Below are 15,372 nucleotides of genomic sequence, written 5' to 3'. Positions count from 1 at the left end.
ACATAAATCCTGTGCTTCCAGAACGGCCCGCCCGTCCCATCCGAGTAATGACCAGATATCGGTCTTATATGACCGATACCGTACGGAAATCCCAACTCGTACGGTTCAACCTGGATTGCAAGAGCGCCCTGGGTGCAAAGGCAAGGAAGCGATCCGTAAGAGTGACCGCAGCGCGCCGCTGGAGGCCCCCGCACCGCATCGAACTCCCAACGGTGTTCACGACCAGCTAATCGGAGCGCTCACCCATCAGCCGCAAACGATCTTCACGAAGCGCAAAGTAGTGCCGTGAGATCGTCTCATCGGGGGGATCTGAGGAAGCCACGATGAGCAAGGTCGGTTGTGCCGGGTGCAAGGGCGGCGACGCACTGCCCTTCGACTTCACCATGGCGTTTCACCCTATCGTGGACATCTCTCAGGGCACTGTCTGGGGCTATGAAGCTCTGGTCCGGGGCATTGATGGACAAGGCGCAGGCCACATCCTCGGCATGGTCGACGAGACGAACCGCTACAAATTCGATCAGGCCTGCCGCGTGAAGGCCATTGAGCTTGCCGGCGCACTGTTTCCTGCCGACGGCGAGACGAAGCTCTCGATCAACTTCATGCCGAACGCGGTCTACGAGCCCGCCGCCTGCATCCGCGCCACTCTTGAGGCGGCCCACCGGGTCGGCTTTGCGCACAGCCAGATCATGTTCGAGTTCACCGAGAACGAGCGCATGACAGATGTAGCGCACGTTCAGCGCATCATCACCGAGTACCGTAAGCAGGGGTTCTCAACAGCCCTGGACGATTTCGGCGCGGGCTATGCCGGGCTCAACCTGCTGGCAAGTTTCCAGCCCGACTTCATCAAGATCGATATGGAGCTGATCCGCGGCATTGCGACCTCGTCGAGACGCAGGATCATAGTCGGCGGATTGTGTGCGATGGCCCGGGCCCTCGGCATTGCCGTGATTGCAGAGGGCATTGAGACTGAGACTGAGTTGACGATGCTGCGAGCTACCGGGATTTCGCTCTTTCAAGGCTATCTGTTCGCGAAGCCAGCTATCGCCCGCCTTCCGGGCATACAGTCCCCTCTCTCTGCTGAACTGGCCTTGATCCAACAGAGCCAGCCGCAGATCGCGCAGGGGGCCGCTCACCGCATCCCGACACGACAAACAATGGATGCGAACCTCACTGCCTTCTGACCTCGATGTCATATGCGCGCGATGGAGTAGAGAGCCAGCGAAAGCGAACACGCATGCTGTTCCGGCAAGACGCTTGAAGATCTCTTCGGCCGCTTGCATTTTTGGCGCGCCCATGCCCGATGAGGAAGGAAAACAGCCATGCAAGCTGTCGTGGAATTGATGAACACTTAACTTAGATCACACATCAATTGCGCGCAGTCTCCAGAATAAGAACTTCATCAATAAGGTGCAATGTTTGTTCCGGGGATGGAACTGAGAGCACTCACGATGTCTTCGCCTCCTACCATGAGGCAATCCTTCCGGTGGACACGTTCCGCGATTTGGCTGAGTGCCTTCAACCTACTGGCCATCGTTGGTCTGTGTGCCGTGTCCGCATTCATGCTCTGGCAGATGCGATTGGATGCAGCACGACGCGCTGAAATCGCCGCCCGCATCCTCGTCCAGGTGCTCGGGCGCGACATCGCCCGCAACATCGAACTCTACGATCTCTCCCTGCGCGCCGTCGTCGATGGCATGAAGCGGTCCGAGGTTGCGAAAGCCGACCCTGAGCTGCGCCACATGATCCTGTTCGACCGCGCCGCTACCGCGCTCGGCTTCGGCAACATCATCGTGCTCGACGCAACCGGTAACGTGATTACCTCCTCGCAATCAGTCACGCCGCCGACCTTTAACAGTGCCGACAGGGAGTACTTCCGCTACTTCGCTGCGCACGCCGACGACGAATTGCATGTCAGCCCACCCTCCATTTCGCGCCTGAGTGGGCAACCGGTGATCATGCTCAGCCGCCGCATCTCGAACCCGGACGGCTCGTTCGCGGGTGTCGCTGCAGGAGCGATCTTTCTCGACTACTTCCGCGGCCTCTTCACCGCAGCTGGCGCAGAGCATGCCGGGACCGTCACCTTGTACGGCCCTGGTGGATCGATAGCGATGCGCGAACCTTTCGACCCGCGTCAGATCGGCATCAGCGTGGCCGATACCGCCAGCTACCGGGAGATCCTGAAAACCAAGAGCGGCAGCTTCCTCGGCCCTGCCATGGTCGGGCAAGGAGACCGCCAGTTCGTGTTCATGCACATCGGCGACTATCCCCTGCAGCTCAGCACCGCAGTGCCGCCGGCCGAGATCTATGCGGACTGGCAGCGGAAGGCGCTTGGTCTGGGCAGCGTCGTGCTCTGCCTGTGTGCGGTGACGATGCTGCTGACATGGCTGTTCGGACGCGAGCTGACGCAACGTCGTCGTGCTGAGGAGGCAACAGCGGCGCTCAACCTTGAGCTTAAGCGGCTTGCGACGACGGATGCCCTGACTGGCCTGTTCAACCGTCGCCGCTTTGATGAGGCCTTGGCCCGCGAATGGCGGCGATCCGTACGGACGCGACAGCCACTGTCGTTGCTCATCCTCGATGCCGACTGCTTCAAGGGCTTCAACGACCGCTACGGGCATCAGAGAGGTGACGAGGCGTTGAAGCTGATTGCCCGCTCGATTGAGGCCGCGACCGATCCAAGTCACGACATTGCCTGCCGAATTGGTGGGGAGGAGTTCGCCGTTATCCTGCCGGACACCGACGCGACGGCTGCTGAGATTGTCGCGAACCGCATCCGCGAGGCTGTCTCAGGCTGGAAGGAGCCGCATGCGGCAAACCCGCACGGCGTGCTCACGGTCAGCGGTGGTCTAGCGCAGATCCCACTGACAGCCGCTGCCGATCCCCACGCACTGGTTGCAGCCGCGGACAAGGCTCTCTACGAGGCCAAGCGTCTCGGTCGCAACCGGGTCGGTGTCACTAGTCGAGGTGCATCGCACCTGCGGCTCGCTTCGGCTCCTCAATAAAGCGGGATGACCCAGGAAGCAGCAGAGCAGGTAACACAGAGTTCGATCAGTGGCTGATATCTATCCCCTAGTACTCGCCCGCTACTCCTGGTCAGCGACTGATCGAGGTTGAGCCAGCAAGGCGCTCCCGCTCACGAGGCGGCCCTGTCGATTTCGCTTGATCCTTGCCCTGTGCGCCTCTCGCAGCCCGACGTCGGGTCAGCGTGGCATACACGGGCAGCCTGCTACCTGCCCGATAAACGCCACGCTCCTCGGCACAGGCGAGGTTCAGGCGGCATCTTTGGCTACGATAGCCCTCAGGCTTTCAAGATGGTCCAAGAAGTCCTTCTATGCCTCCTTGTCACCCCTTGGGCGCGGCTCCGAGCCAGCCTTCCTGATGATGGCGGCGGTCCAGTCCTCCCATTACCCGTCTGTGAAAATGGTGGTCTCGGTCGCCCACTTCGGGGCTGGGATCGGGTCACGACACTTCGAACAACTCAGACGCCAAGCTCGCCGCCTTCTGTCAGCATTGCCACATGCTACATGACCGGCAGGAGCACCGGCGTAGGCGTCGGCTCACTCTGTTTCGGCGAAGGGGGATGGGTGATCTTTTCCAGGGGCCACATCCCAAGCCATAGCCCGCGCAGATCCAAGGAGGTTTCTAGGCGTGTCAGTCGAAAAAGTTGACATGAGTGAGTGACGGAACGGATGACACATCGTTACGTGCTCTGAACGAGCGCGGAGCAAGAAGATGGGCTTGTCACTTCAGCGATTTGATTGCCCGCTTATGAGTAGGTTGGTCCTGCTTCTGGCGGACCAACCCTACCCGAGAGATGCTGACGGCCGGAAACATTTGCTGGAGGCTCTCGCCGATCTCGAAGCTGAGGCAATTGCGACGCCTCGCGCTGCGGAAACTTTGACAGCGATCCGCTCGACTCGGATGATGGTTCAGATCCCAGATTGTCCGATGAGCGGACCGACAAAAGGGCACTGAGGATCCAAACCCATGGGCGATCAAGCTGCCTCTTTGACGGCAGCTCTCAGCACCTCAAGAAGGTCGACGAAGTCCTCGAACGCTTTCGGATCGCCTCGCGGCTTCGGCTCCGCTCCGATCTGAACCAGGGCGGTAGCAGTCCAATCCTCCCACTCCTCCTTGGTGAGGCTCGTGGTCTCCGTCGTCCACTTCGGTGCCGGGATCGGGCCGGGCCCTCGCCAGATCACGCAATGACCGTACTGGCCCTGCGGGACCCTGCCGGCCTGCTTCTCGGCCTCGGCTCGGGCTGCGGCGTCGTCCAAATCGCGGCCGAAGACGAAGAGGATCGGTGCGCCTCTTGAGGGTGGGGTCATCAACGCCTCCAACTTCCTGAGCCGTGTCTCATGAGTGCGCATGGAGGCCTCCGGTTTCGGCGCGGTGTTCCAGGTCAAAGGCAATCACCTTGTCGAGCAGGTTGCCCGTTCGCGCGGCCTTCTCGCGGGCTGCGGCAGCGGCGGCTTCGAGGGAGCCGAATTCCGCAATGGCCTCGGCTTCAATCCTCGTATCCAGTTCGGCACTCTCGGCGGCCGTCATAGGTGGGAGATGCGCTATCCGCTCCAGCCGCTCCTCATGGGTCTCTTGGCGCTCCTGCCGGCCCTGTTCGAGCTTGGCGAGGCGGCTCCCGATAGCGCGGCTCACGGCTGGACCCCTGTAGTCGGTCGGCCCGTGATGATGATTAGGGGCCAGCCGGGCTTGTAGGTGCCGCCGGCCTCCTTCTCCGCGATCAGGGGCGGGGCCTCTTCGATACTGTTCACGAGGATGGCGATGCCCTGCAGGGGCGCGGCCGGACTGCGCTGCTCCTCAATGCGGCGCAGGCGGCGTTCTAGGGTGCTGATGATCATCGTGCTGCGGCCTCCAACCGCGATAGGCGTTCGTGCAGGTCGGTCGCCTCGATGGCCCGAACATGCGCGTCCACGGACTTGCCGATGTCGGCGGCCTCCGAGGGGGTGAGTTCGCCCGAGGCGACGGCCTGCAACAGGGCGTTGGTTGCCTTGGGCAGATCCGCTGTCGTCGCGATGGCCGGCAGATCGAACAACACGGGCCGATCCTTCCGAACCGGGATCAGCCTGTCGAGGCACATGCGCAGAGCTTGCGGGTCGCCTTCCTTCGCCAACTCGACCACCTTGCGCGTGATGTCCTCGGCGTCGCCGGCAAGGATCGCCTCAAGGGCTATGGTCGCGCGATTGCGGACGCCTTTCGGACGCCCATTCGGGTTGCCGCTCTGACCCGGCTGGAAGCTTGTTGTGGTCGCTTTCATCCTACGATCCTACGTCGCAACAGCTATAGCACACTATGTAGCTACTGCCGTACGGATACCTGTAAAGATCAGGCAGAAATCAGGGGTTCAAATCCGCAGTCGATTTCTGATGTGGTGCTGGCGGGCGTCTTGGCGAATAGCGCAGCGGCACCCTCCGCAAGGCCTTGAAGAGCAGCCACGGCAGCCTGTTGTCGAAGCTCTCGGGCGTCGTCTCGAACCTCAAGAGTGATCGCGGCGGCAAGAGCCATCTGTCTCATAGTCTCGATGCCGGCGCGGAAGGCGGCTCGCTCGCGGGGCGTCATATCGGTGAAGTCCACTACTGCGTGGCTCCTGCCTCAAGAGTGGGGCGGTCGAATTCCGCGAAGATGGCCGCGTTGATGCGCTTCCGTGCCTTGCCGGCGTTCTCGACGCCAACGAGGCGGGCGTGATGGATCATGAGAGCGAACTCGGCCTGCATGAGAGCCATCTCGACGGGGGCCGTGATGAGCCATCCGAGGTTCGTCGTCGGCACAGGGTCGGGCGCCTTGGGCGACGTGGTGAAGGCCCGACACCCTGTAGCCGCCGCGGCGCGGGCGAGTTTCAGCATGGCGGCCTCCACCGCTTCGGGATCTTGCTCGGGCGGGAGAGGTGAGCTCATGTTGCGCCCCGCAGCGTTGAACCAAGGCAAAGCGGTGGGACAGTCCTGAAGAAAGCATAATGATTGCGTGGGAAGATCCATTGTCCCACTCTCAAGTAAGTCATTGATTTTCCTCATCGTGCGTGCCCCTTTCCTGGGCACCATTCGATTTCCAGCCCACTGAAATCAGTCGGTCTTGAGGTTTTCATCCCGCACCCGGGACACCGGTGCGGGATTTCTTTTTGCCGCATGGGATGGACTGCTCCGCCGCAAACCGGACGCCCCTTGAGCCAACACTGCGCCACGCGCTGCGCCCCGGATGTCATCCGACTCGGGGCGCCGCTCAACTGGGGCGCGTTTGCCCGGGCATGACCGCGCGGCTTGCCACGCGGCGAAAAACCGGAAACGAGGAACCATCGTCGTTTCCGGATGCGAGTTCATGCGCCTACCCGATTTCGAGGCCTGGGCGATCTTCGCCAAGGTGGTGGAGACCGGCTCGTTCGGCCGGGCCGCGTCCGATCTCGGCCTGTCGAAGGGGACGGTGTCGAAGGCCGTCGGCCGTTTGGAGGCGCGAATCGGGGCCCGCCTGTTCCACAGGACCTCGCGCAAGCTCGCCCTGACGGAGGCCGGGCAGGCAGCCAAGGACGGCGCCGCGCGCATCCTCTCCGAGGGCGAGGCGGCCGAGGCGGAGGCGACCGCCGGGGCCTCGGAGCCGCGGGGCCTGGTGCGGCTCGCTGCCCCGATGTCGTTCGGGGTGATGCACGTCGCCCCGCGCCTGCCGGATTTCCTGCGCCAATACCCGTCCGTATCGGTCGATCTGCACCTGAGCGACGCGGTGGTCGACCTCATCGGAGGGGGCTTCGATATCGGCCTGCGGATCGCGGCGCTGCCGGATTCTTCCTTGCGTGCCCGCCGGCTCTGCGCGATCCGCCGTTCCCTGGTGGCGACGCCGGCCTACCTCGATCGGCACGGCCGCCCCGGGCATCCGGACGACCTCGCGCGTCACGCCTGCCTCGGCTACGCCTACCTGCCGACGCCGGACCGCTGGCGCTTCACGAACGCCGCCGGCCTGGAGGCCGCGGTGGTGCCGTCGGGCCCGATGCGGGCCAACAATGCCGACGCGCTGGCGCCCGCCCTGCGGGCGGGCTTCGGTCTGGCGGTCCAGCCCGATTTCCTGATCTGGGAGGACCTGAAGGCCGGCCGGCTCGAGCGCGTGCTGCCCGACTGGGCCTTGCCGCCGATCGCCCTGCACCTCGTCATGCCGCCCGGCGAGCCGCGCCCCGCCCGCGTCACCGCCCTCATCGCCTTCCTGGCGCAGGCCCTCTCGGCCGCACCCTGGGCCAGACCGAACGGCGATTGATCGGCGCAGCGTCGAGCGGCCTCAGGGCCGCGCTCGCACCGGATTGTTGTAGGCCATGATCTCCCGAACCATCCGGTCCAGGTCGCCCCCGTACCGCTTCGGCTCGTAGCATCCGAGCGGGCTCGTCGCCGAGCGGGCACAGCATCGGTTGCAGAAGGTGCAGGGTTCTGCCGGTTCGCCCGCCCCGTCGCGGTACCGGTCGAGGAGATCCGGCGTCGCGATGAGGGCCCGCGCCATCGAGACGAAGTCGCATCGGGCAAGCCCCAGCTCGATGTTCGACCGGCTCTGATAGCCACCATTGGTGATGACCGGCAGTTCGACCTCATTCCTGAACGCCTCCGCCTCCTCAAGGCTGACGCCGGCCGCCTCGCGCCAGCCGATGGAGAGGAGCGGCAGGGCGATCCGCTCGGGCACGAGGTTGAGCAGGCTCGCGCGCAGGGCGGCCTTTGTCCCGAGATGCCGGGTGGCGTTGTAGAACAGCTTGATTTCCCGCAACGGGAAGGCGCCCGGATTGCCCTTGGGCCCCGGGAACCCCGTGCCCGTCACCACGTGCAGGAGGTCCACCCCGAGTGCCTTCAGGCGCTTCCCGTAGGCCAGCGTCGTCTTCAGGTCGTTGCCGTAGACATGGTGGCGCAACGGGAACGCCCAGGGAAATCTGAGCAGGAAGTTCGCGTAAGGCAGGTAATTGAAGTCGCGCGCGGCGAGCCGGACACCGAGCAGGTAATCGGGACCGACGGCCCTCCTGACCGCGGTGACGATCTCCTCGAGGAGGCGGAACCGGCGATCGGCGCTCCCGCCCCAGGCATCCGTCCTCCGGTTGAGCCCGGGATTGAGGAACTGGTGGATTAGGTAGCCCTTCTCGGCCGTGATCTCGACGCCGTCGGCGCCGGCCTCGCGCGCGCGGGCGGCGGCATCCGCGAACTCGCCAATCACCGTGCGGATCTCGTCGGGGCTCATCGGGACCCGGCGGTTGCGGTAGCCGTAGAGGAACTCGAACCCGGAGGAGGACGACATCGCGTCCGCGCTCTCCCCGAAGAGGCTCAGCTGGGTGGCCGCACCCGGATCCCCGATCTGGATGATGTAGGGGCATCCGCCCTCCCTGATCGCGGCGACGTGCTCACGCAGGGGCGCGACGAAGCGCTGCTCGGACAGGGAGGGGTACTCGAACGGGGTCTGCCGCCGCCGGTTGGTGCTGAACGTCGTCGAGATGATCCCGCCGACGCCGCCCTCCGCGAAGGTCCGCTCGAAGTTGCGCCAGACATGCGTGACGGTCCCGTCATACGCCGCCATCCGCCCGCCGACCGAGGAGCGCAGCACGCGGTTGCGGAACGTGACGTTCTTGATGGTGCGCGGCTCGAAGATCATCGGCGCAGCTCCAGGCAGGATGGCGGGCGATCACGCGTGACGGCGACAGGTGGGGGGCAGGTCCCCGGAGCGGGCCTCCGCCCAAAGCCGCCCGGGCGATTCATTCGGAGATCCGCGCCGTCCTCCCGATGGTCTGGAACACGGGCAGGTCTCGATCGTGGTTCGCGCACATCCGGCTCACGGATTGCTCGATCCGCCATTGCAGGGACAGAGCGTTCTGCGATCGGGCGACCGCGAAGGCGCGGGACAGGCTCCGCGACAGCGCCCTCTGGTCGATCACCGGCCTTGCGAAGATCAGTTCGGCATTCAGGCGGTGCAGTTCCGCCTCCCAGTAGCGCTCCTGATTGCTCCGCACCGCGGACAGCGCCGTCGCGATCGCCCGGGTGCCCGCCTCGATCTGGCCGCCGCGCAGGCAGCCCTCGGCGATGATCGACATCGACCAGGGCATGCCGAGGCCGCCTCTCCGGGACTGGAACGCGCGCAGGCCCGACGTCACCAGTTGGATGCCGTGCTGGTGGTCGCCCCGATCGATCCGGTCCTCGCCCTCCAGGATGGTGGCCGGCGCGCTGAGATAGGAGATCGTGTGCTTGGCGGCGATCTCGCAGAGTTCGCGCCGAAGCTCGCGCGCGACCCCGCGCTCCGCGAGCCAGGTGTGCAGCACGGCCTTCCAGAACAGCGCCATGGCGAGCCCGAAGGGTTGGCCGAACTCCCGCGCCGCGCTCAGCGCGGCGTCGGAGCAGGTTTTCGCCTGGGCCGGATTGCCCTGGAGCCACAGGCCCCAGCTCAGATGCAGACCGGCATTGACGGCGGGATCGATCTGGAACGACAGGAGCCGGCGCCGCTGATCGACCTCGTCGTATTCGAGGAGCGACAATTCGAGTTGCGTCTGGGACTCGATCAGGCGCCCGCGCCAGAGCGCGGTCTGGCCCGCGCACAGGTGCCCGATGCAATGGGCGCTTCGCTCGCGCAGGCCCTCGGCGAGGGCCTTGACCTTGTCGGCCTTCTGGGCCGCGCGCTCGAGCCTGCCGCGCGCGTAGAAACATCCGAACAGGCCGCGATAGGCGACCAGGAGCTGCTGGGCGTCCCCGCAGCGTTCCGCCAGCACCTGCGCGCGCTTGAACGCCTTCTCGACCTCGGTGGAGGCGAAGCCTTCGACCGACCAGAGGGCGGTGCCGAGCAGGAGCTGCGCGGCGAGTTCGAGCCGCGTCTCCCGCGTCCGGGCCGGTTGCCGCTCCAGCAGGGCCAAAGCCTCGGAGGCATGCGCGATGACCTCGAAATTCGCCGCACACTCGAGGGCGTGCCCGGCCGCGGCGATGCGGCTCCTGGCGGCCTCCTCGATGAGACCGGCCTCGGTGTAATGGTAGGCGGCGACCGCCGGGCCCGCCTGCGCGCCGGACGCCTCGCCACGCTGGAGAATCTCCGCGACGCGCCGGTGGAGCGCGATCCGGTCCTTCCTCAGCAGGCTGTCATACGCCGCCTCCCGGACGAGGGCGTGGTGGAACGCGAAGCGATCGGGCGCGGACAGGGGCTTGATGAGCCCCGAGGTCTGGAGGAGCGAGATCGCGCGGCGCAGCGCCTGCGGGGGGGCGGCCACGAGGCGCTGCAGCGTTTCGAGGTCGAACTCGTTGCCGATGACCGAGGCGATCTGCGCGATCTTCTTGGCCGAGGCCGTCTGGTCGAGACCGATCAGCACCAGTTCCTGGACGCTTCGCGGCATGCGCGTGAGAACCTGCGCGGGGTCGGCGCAACGCCCCTTGCCGTTCGCCTGCGTCCCGCTCTCCTGATTCACCGCGAGGGCCACCTGCTCGATGAAGAGCGGCAGGCCGCTCGCCCTGGCGCAGATCTCGCGGGTCAGGCTCGGGACGTTCTGGTGTTGGGTGAGCAGGAAGCCCAGCATCCGGGTGGCGTCGTCGTCGCTGAGGCGGTTCAGCGCAAGAACCGTCTCGCGCACGGCCCGGCCCTCCTGCCGCGCCGGATGCCGGCTGGTGATCAGAAGCAGGGTGCGGCTGTCCTGGAGCGAGCCGCCGAGATCGTTCAGGAATTCGCGGGAGCTCGGATCGATCCAGTGCGCGTCCTCCAGCACGATCAGGGTGGGTCCGCGCGCCGCGATGCCGGTCGCGAAGGCAGTCAGCTGATCGAGGATGGCTCGCCGGATCGCCGCAGGATCGTCGGTTTGGGCTCCGGCCAAGGCTGGGCTGCCCCTTGTCGAGGCGGAAGGCAGAGCCGCGCCGTCCTCCCCGGAGATCAGGGCGAGCAGGGCCTGAACGCGTTCGGGCGCATCGGGATGGGCCTCGCGGTCCCGGCGCGGGAGCGCGCGCAGGAACTCCGTGAACGGGTGGAAGGCCGTGCTGGCGTGACGCGGGTCGCAGCGGAGATTGATGATCCGCGGCGCGGGGCTCAGCGCATCGCAGAATTGCCGCACGAGGCGGGACTTGCCGATCCCGGGCTCTCCGGAGACGACGACCCTCTGGCCTTTGCCTTCCAGGCATTGCCGCCAGCATTCCGCGAGGACGCGAAGCTCCGGCTCGCGGCCGATCAGGGCGGTCTGGCCGCGGGCGATCGGCTTGGGCTTGAGGGAATCCTGCACGGGCCGCACGGCACGCCAGATCGGCCGCTTGTCGGACACGCCCTTGATGAATCGTTCGCCGCGATGCTGGGTCTCGATGGCCTCGCCCGCGAGCGCGCGCGTTGGCTCGGAGATCAGGATCTCGCCCGGCCCGGCCATCTTCTGCAGGCGGGCCGCGAGGTTGACGGGTTCCCCGACGAACCGGGGGGTGCCATCCTCCAGGAAGACCGCCGTGACGCCGGTCGCGATGCCGGAATGGACCTTGACGATGCCGGCCTGCGGGAAGCGCTGCGTCTCGAAGCCCTCGTGGATCGCCAGGGCGGCCATGACCGCGCGCGCGGCCTCGTCGCCCCGGATGGCCGGATACCCGAAGAAGGCCAGCACGCAATCGCCGTGAAAGCCTTCGAGATGGCCGTCGAAGCGCCGGAGCGCGCGCCGGCAGAGCTGCTCGAAGGCCCCGATGACCTCGTTCAGATCCTCCGGATCGAGCGACGCCGACAATTTCGTGAAACCCACGAGATCGCTGAAGAGGATCGTCAGTTCCCGGCGTTCGCCCCGAAGCGAGATGCCCGACTCGATCATTCGGCGGCTTTGTCGTTCCAAGACCTTGCCCCCTCGGTCGTCCTGACGCCACACACCGCCGAATCGGCCATCGCGTGGCCGGAAGCGTGCGCAACCTGAGCGCATCCGCCCAAGTGACCCCCAATGTCCGGCGGCAACATAGCGCTGAGCGCCGGTATTAAGAAGCTCATATGTCGGGCGTTGAACAGGCGTGACGCGCCGAATGCATGGACTGCTCTTAGAGGGACTTGGTACGGTCCCGGACAGTCTAGTCATCGCCTGATCTGGAGGGGTTCTTCCGGCGACGAGCCGGCCGGATCGCCGCCGGCGGTTTCGCCCGAGTGTGATCTACCTCACAGAACCCGATGCTGCCCTCTGTGAAGGATGCCGATCCTCCCGATTCGGACGAGGCCGGCATGAGCCTGGCACAGATGCGCCGTCCCGACCTCGCCGAGGTCGACCGTTGTTACGACGAAGCCACGCGATTGCTCCGCGACGCCGAGGCGCGCCTTCTCCAGCTCCACCGGGACGAGCCCTGCGACAGCGTGCGGCAAACCTCGGCCGACCTGATCGCCGCGATGAAGCGGATCCACCGGATGATCGCGGCGTATCGCGATGCGCTGGTCCGGAACGCCGTCGCGCTCCCCTGCGCGAGCCGGGCGCCGGTGAGGCGTCGCGAGTGGTCGTTCCTGCTGTGGCTGCGCGCCCGCAGACGGGCCAAGGCCCGGCGGAGATCCGGACTGCCCGGATAGGGGCGGCGTTCGGGGTTGGTCCGGCGCTTCGGCCGGTGCAGGCCGCGCATCGGAAAGCCGGCCCGGCCGGCCGAGGAGGAGCGGGATGCCAGCCGGACCGGTGTCGGCCTTCGGAGATCGACGACGTCGCGTACCCTCCCGGGATCGGCCCGACTGTGATCAACATCACAGAAGGATTCCGGGAGACCCGCTACCCGCGTCTCCGGGCTGCGCCTGCGCAAGGAAATGCGTCGGATCGTTCGCCGACGGCGCGATCTCGGCAGGGGAAATCGGTGGTCTGGCCGGTGGAGGCGTGCCGAGCCCGGTCCGGTGCTTCGCATGATCCGATCTCGGCGTCATCGGAGCTTTGACGGAGGACGCTGATCGTGAAAGGTGCGGTCGAATCCCTCGATCTTGGCGGTCCGCTTCCGCAATCGGACCCGCCGCCCTCGGAGCCGCGTGACATCGGTTCCGCTTCGGCCGGGCGCGCCCGCCCGAGCGCGCCCGCTCCGCAGCCGGTTCGGATCCCGGCCACCGAGCGGCTCGTCGGCTGGCTGACCCTGCGCGCCAGCCGGATCCAGGCCTGGCACCGCTGGCCGTTCCTGATCGCGGTCCCGATGGTCGTCGGTCATCGCACCCTGATGCGGGTCCGCAATCTCACCGACACCCAGACCGTGCCGCCGCCCGCGCCCGACCCCGCCGGGCTCGATGTTCGCGCGGCGCGGACGGCTGATGGGAGCTTCAACGACCTCGCGAAACCCTGGATGGGCATGGCGGGCGCCCGCTTCGGCCGCAACATGCCGCTCGATCAGACCTTCGGGGAAGCGCCTCCGACGCTGTTCGAGCCGAGCCCGCGCCTGATCAGCAACCGGCTGCTCGCGCGCGGCGCGTTCCAGGAAGTCCCGTACCTGAATGTCCTCGCCGCGGCCTGGATCCAGTTCATGGTGCACGATTGGCTGAGCCACGAATCGGGCGACAAGACCGCCGCGCCGCACGAGATCCCGCTGCCGCCCGGCGATGATTGGCCCGAGGGGCGGATGACCGTTCTGCCGACCAAGCCGGACCGCCGATCCGCCGCGGACCGGGGCCGGCCCGAGGCCTACGCCAATGTCGAGACCAGCTGGTGGGACGGCTCGCAGATCTACGGCTCCTCGCTCGAACGGCAGCGCGCCGTCCGCACCGACCCGGAGACCGGCCGATTTCTGACGGACGGAACCCTCGGCCTCACCCGCGAGGGCTTGTTGCCGCTCGCGCACCGGACCGCCCGGGGCAAGCCGGACGAGAACCTCGAACTCGCCGGCGTCAACGGCAATTGGTGGATTGGCCTGTCCGTGCTGCACACGCTGTTCGCGCGCGAGCACAATGCCATCGTGGATCACCTGCGGGCCGCCTATCCGGACGGCTCCGGGGAGTGGCTGTTCCAGAAGGCGCGGCTCGTGAATGCCGCGCTCACGGCGAAGATCCACACCGTGGAGTGGACGCCGGCGCTGATGAACTCGCCGGAGGGCCGCATGGTGATGCGCGGCAACTTCTGGGGCCTTCTCGGCGAGCAGTACCGCCGCGCCTTCGGGCGGGTCGGGACGGGCGAGATCCTCTCAGGCATCCCGGGCTCTCCGGCCGAGCACCACGCCGCCCCCTACGCGATGACGGAGGAATTCGCCGCCGTCTACCGGATGCACTCGCTGATGCCGGACGCGTTCTCGTTCCGGCGCCACGCCGACGACGTGGAGCTCCTGCGGCGCGATCTCGCCAAGGTGGCGGGCGGACAGGCCAGAGAGGTTCACGACCGCGTCGCCTTCGACGACGTGGTCTACTCGCTCGCCACCGCCAAGCCCGGTGCGCTGGTGCTGCACAATTACCCGAACGGGCTGCGCCGACTCGACCGTTTGGACGCGAGCGGCGTCTACTTCGACATGGCGGCGATCGACATCCTGCGCGACCGGGAGCGCGGCGTGCCGCGCTACTGCGCCTTCCGGCGCCACATCGACGCGCACGTGCCGAGGACCTTCGCCGAACTCACCGACGACCCGGTCTGGCAGGCGCAGCTGCACGAGGTCTATGGCGGCGACATCGAGAAGGTCGACCTCCTGATCGGCACCCTGGCCGAGAGCCGGTCTGCCCGCTACGGCTCGCCGCCGGGCTTCGGCTTCTCCGACACGGCCTTCCGGATCTTCATCCTGATGGCCTCGCGGCGCCTGAAGAGCGACCGCTTCTACACCGAGGATTTCCGGCCCGAGATCTACACGCCGGCCGGCTTCGCCTGGGTGCAGGACAACTCGCTGCGCACGGTGCTGGAGCGGCACTGCCCGGCGCTGCATTCCGCCTTTGCGGACGCCCGCAACGTGTTCTTCCCCTGGCGAAAGGGAGAGGCCGGAACCGGGGCCCCGTCCAACCCGCGCGAAGCCCCGTTTGTCGGAGGATCCCGGTGAACAAGACACTGAGCCTCGCCTGGACGCGCGCGCAAGCCCTGTCCCGCCGATGGGACTTCCAGCGCCTCTTTCTCCTGGTGCTGACGCTCGATGCCCTCTGCGGCGCCGCAGCCCTCGCGGAGCCGGCCTCGACGGCCTCGCTTCTCGGCCTCGAGGCCGGCTCGGCCACGGGCTGGATCCAGGCGTTGGGTGGGCTGCTGCTCCTGGCGGCCGGCCTGCAGCTTCCCGGGCTGTCGGACCCGGTCGGCCGCCGCTGGGGCAACCTCGCCGGCCTCCTCGGTCGCCTCGTCCTCTGCGTGCTCTGCCTTTTCCTGGGCGGCGGGTTTGCGTTGCTCGCCCTGGTCCAGGGGGGACTGAGCCTCGCCCTCGCGGTCTTGTATTTTCAGCTCTTCCGGGCGGAACTGATGAGCTGCCCCTGACCGCCGGTCGGCCTCGACCGGGGCGCGGGGCGAGGCGGATCTCGCCCGGATCA

14 protein-coding genes are annotated in these 15,372 nt (G+C 66.6%); 6 read left to right on the top strand and 8 right to left on the bottom strand.

Going from position 1 to position 15,372, the window contains the following annotated elements; all coding sequences use genetic code 11:
* Nucleotides 1–323 precede the first annotated feature (323 nt).
* Together F6X53_RS15890 and F6X53_RS15885 are read left to right on the top strand one after the other, a co-directional pair.
* A complete protein-coding gene (locus F6X53_RS15890; RefSeq protein ID WP_151001172.1) occupies nucleotides 324–1,181 on the top strand; it encodes an EAL domain-containing protein in 858 nt (285 codons plus the stop codon).
* Between the two features lie 378 nt (nucleotides 1,182–1,559).
* Nucleotides 1,560–3,002, top strand: coding sequence for a sensor domain-containing diguanylate cyclase (locus tag F6X53_RS15885; RefSeq protein ID WP_191970857.1), 1,443 nt, complete (start codon nucleotides 1,560–1,562; stop codon nucleotides 3,000–3,002).
* 993 nt (nucleotides 3,003–3,995) lie between these two features.
* Here the strand turns inward: F6X53_RS15885 and F6X53_RS15880 are convergent.
* From F6X53_RS15880 to F6X53_RS15855, 6 genes are all read right to left on the bottom strand, one after another.
* Nucleotides 3,996–4,328, bottom strand: a complete 333-nt coding sequence (locus tag F6X53_RS15880; protein WP_151001170.1) for a hypothetical protein — start codon at nucleotides 4,326–4,328, stop codon at nucleotides 3,996–3,998.
* Nucleotides 4,329–4,356: 28 nt separating this feature from the next.
* Nucleotides 4,357–4,653: a hypothetical protein gene (locus tag F6X53_RS15875; protein ID WP_151001169.1), complete on the bottom strand. Its 297-nt coding sequence runs from the start codon at nucleotides 4,651–4,653 to the stop codon at nucleotides 4,357–4,359.
* Entirely contained in the window at nucleotides 4,650–4,856 is a 207-nt protein-coding gene (locus F6X53_RS15870) for a hypothetical protein (protein WP_151001168.1), read from the bottom strand. The genes F6X53_RS15875 and F6X53_RS15870 overlap by 4 nt, the downstream gene beginning before the upstream one ends.
* Entirely contained in the window at nucleotides 4,853–5,272 is a 420-nt protein-coding gene (locus tag F6X53_RS15865; protein WP_151001167.1) for a DUF5681 domain-containing protein, read from the bottom strand. Before F6X53_RS15865 ends, F6X53_RS15870 begins: the two co-directional genes overlap by 4 nt.
* Before the next feature lie 68 nt (nucleotides 5,273–5,340).
* Nucleotides 5,341–5,589 (bottom strand): hypothetical protein, encoded by a 249-nt coding sequence (locus tag F6X53_RS15860; protein ID WP_151001166.1) that lies wholly within the window; start codon nucleotides 5,587–5,589, stop codon nucleotides 5,341–5,343.
* Nucleotides 5,589–5,909, bottom strand: coding sequence for a hypothetical protein (locus F6X53_RS15855; protein WP_151001165.1), 321 nt, complete (start codon nucleotides 5,907–5,909; stop codon nucleotides 5,589–5,591). The genes F6X53_RS15860 and F6X53_RS15855 overlap by 1 nt, the downstream gene beginning before the upstream one ends.
* Nucleotides 5,910–6,327: 418 nt before the next feature.
* Between F6X53_RS15855 and F6X53_RS15850 the strand changes: the two genes are divergently transcribed.
* Nucleotides 6,328–7,248: a LysR family transcriptional regulator gene (locus F6X53_RS15850; RefSeq protein WP_151001164.1), complete on the top strand. Its 921-nt coding sequence runs from the start codon at nucleotides 6,328–6,330 to the stop codon at nucleotides 7,246–7,248.
* A 21-nt stretch (nucleotides 7,249–7,269) separates the two neighbouring features.
* On the opposite strand, the gene F6X53_RS15845 is transcribed toward F6X53_RS15850, so the two are convergent.
* Together F6X53_RS15845 and F6X53_RS15840 are read right to left on the bottom strand one after the other, a co-directional pair.
* The gene (locus F6X53_RS15845) at nucleotides 7,270–8,613 is read right to left on the bottom strand and encodes an oxidoreductase (RefSeq protein WP_151001163.1); all 1,344 of its coding nucleotides are present in this window, start codon (nucleotides 8,611–8,613) and stop codon (nucleotides 7,270–7,272) included.
* A 100-nt stretch (nucleotides 8,614–8,713) separates the two neighbouring features.
* On the bottom strand, nucleotides 8,714–11,761 hold the full coding sequence (locus F6X53_RS15840; protein WP_191970856.1) for an ATP-binding protein: 3,048 nt from the start codon (nucleotides 11,759–11,761) through the stop codon (nucleotides 8,714–8,716).
* A 395-nt stretch (nucleotides 11,762–12,156) separates the two neighbouring features.
* Between F6X53_RS15840 and F6X53_RS15835 the strand changes: the two genes are divergently transcribed.
* The 3 genes from F6X53_RS15835 (at nucleotide 12,157) to F6X53_RS15825 (ending at nucleotide 15,319) form a co-directional block, all read left to right on the top strand.
* Nucleotides 12,157–12,492 carry a hypothetical protein gene (locus tag F6X53_RS15835; RefSeq protein WP_191970855.1) on the top strand — a complete coding sequence of 112 codons (336 nt, stop codon included), beginning with the start codon at nucleotides 12,157–12,159 and terminating at the stop codon, nucleotides 12,490–12,492.
* 365 nt (nucleotides 12,493–12,857) lie between these two features.
* On the top strand, nucleotides 12,858–14,900 hold the full coding sequence (locus tag F6X53_RS15830) for a peroxidase family protein (protein WP_210386385.1): 2,043 nt from the start codon (nucleotides 12,858–12,860) through the stop codon (nucleotides 14,898–14,900).
* Nucleotides 14,897–15,319 carry a hypothetical protein gene (locus F6X53_RS15825; RefSeq protein ID WP_151001160.1) on the top strand — a complete coding sequence of 141 codons (423 nt, stop codon included), beginning with the start codon at nucleotides 14,897–14,899 and terminating at the stop codon, nucleotides 15,317–15,319. Before F6X53_RS15830 ends, F6X53_RS15825 begins: the two co-directional genes overlap by 4 nt.
* Nucleotides 15,320–15,372: the final 53 nt, after the last annotated feature.

The organism is Methylobacterium soli (assembly GCF_008806385.1).
GTDB classification, from domain to species: domain Bacteria; phylum Pseudomonadota; class Alphaproteobacteria; order Rhizobiales; family Beijerinckiaceae; genus Methylobacterium; species Methylobacterium soli.
Note: the sequence above shows the minus strand (reverse complement) of the source record. Positions and strands in the feature narration are given on the sequence as shown.

Bases quoted from the DNA above. Each gene is read 5' to 3' on its own strand.
- F6X53_RS15840 (WP_191970856.1), bottom strand. From the start codon at position 11,761: ATGATCGAGTCGGGCATCTCGCTTCGGGGCGAACGCCGGGAACTGACG.
- F6X53_RS15885 (WP_191970857.1), top strand. From the start codon at position 1,560: ATGCTCTGGCAGATGCGATTGGATGCAGCACGACGCGCTGAAATCGCC.
- F6X53_RS15870 (WP_151001168.1), bottom strand. From the start codon at position 4,856: ATGATCATCAGCACCCTAGAACGCCGCCTGCGCCGCATTGAGGAGCAG.
- F6X53_RS15835 (WP_191970855.1), top strand. From the start codon at position 12,157: ATGAGCCTGGCACAGATGCGCCGTCCCGACCTCGCCGAGGTCGACCGT.
- F6X53_RS15855 (WP_151001165.1), bottom strand. From the start codon at position 5,909: ATGAGCTCACCTCTCCCGCCCGAGCAAGATCCCGAAGCGGTGGAGGCC.
- F6X53_RS15880 (WP_151001170.1), bottom strand. From the start codon at position 4,328: ATGACCCCACCCTCAAGAGGCGCACCGATCCTCTTCGTCTTCGGCCGC.
- F6X53_RS15850 (WP_151001164.1), top strand. From the start codon at position 6,328: ATGCGCCTACCCGATTTCGAGGCCTGGGCGATCTTCGCCAAGGTGGTG.
- F6X53_RS15890 (WP_151001172.1), top strand. From the start codon at position 324: ATGAGCAAGGTCGGTTGTGCCGGGTGCAAGGGCGGCGACGCACTGCCC.
- F6X53_RS15845 (WP_151001163.1), bottom strand. From the start codon at position 8,613: ATGATCTTCGAGCCGCGCACCATCAAGAACGTCACGTTCCGCAACCGC.
- F6X53_RS15865 (WP_151001167.1), bottom strand. From the start codon at position 5,272: ATGAAAGCGACCACAACAAGCTTCCAGCCGGGTCAGAGCGGCAACCCG.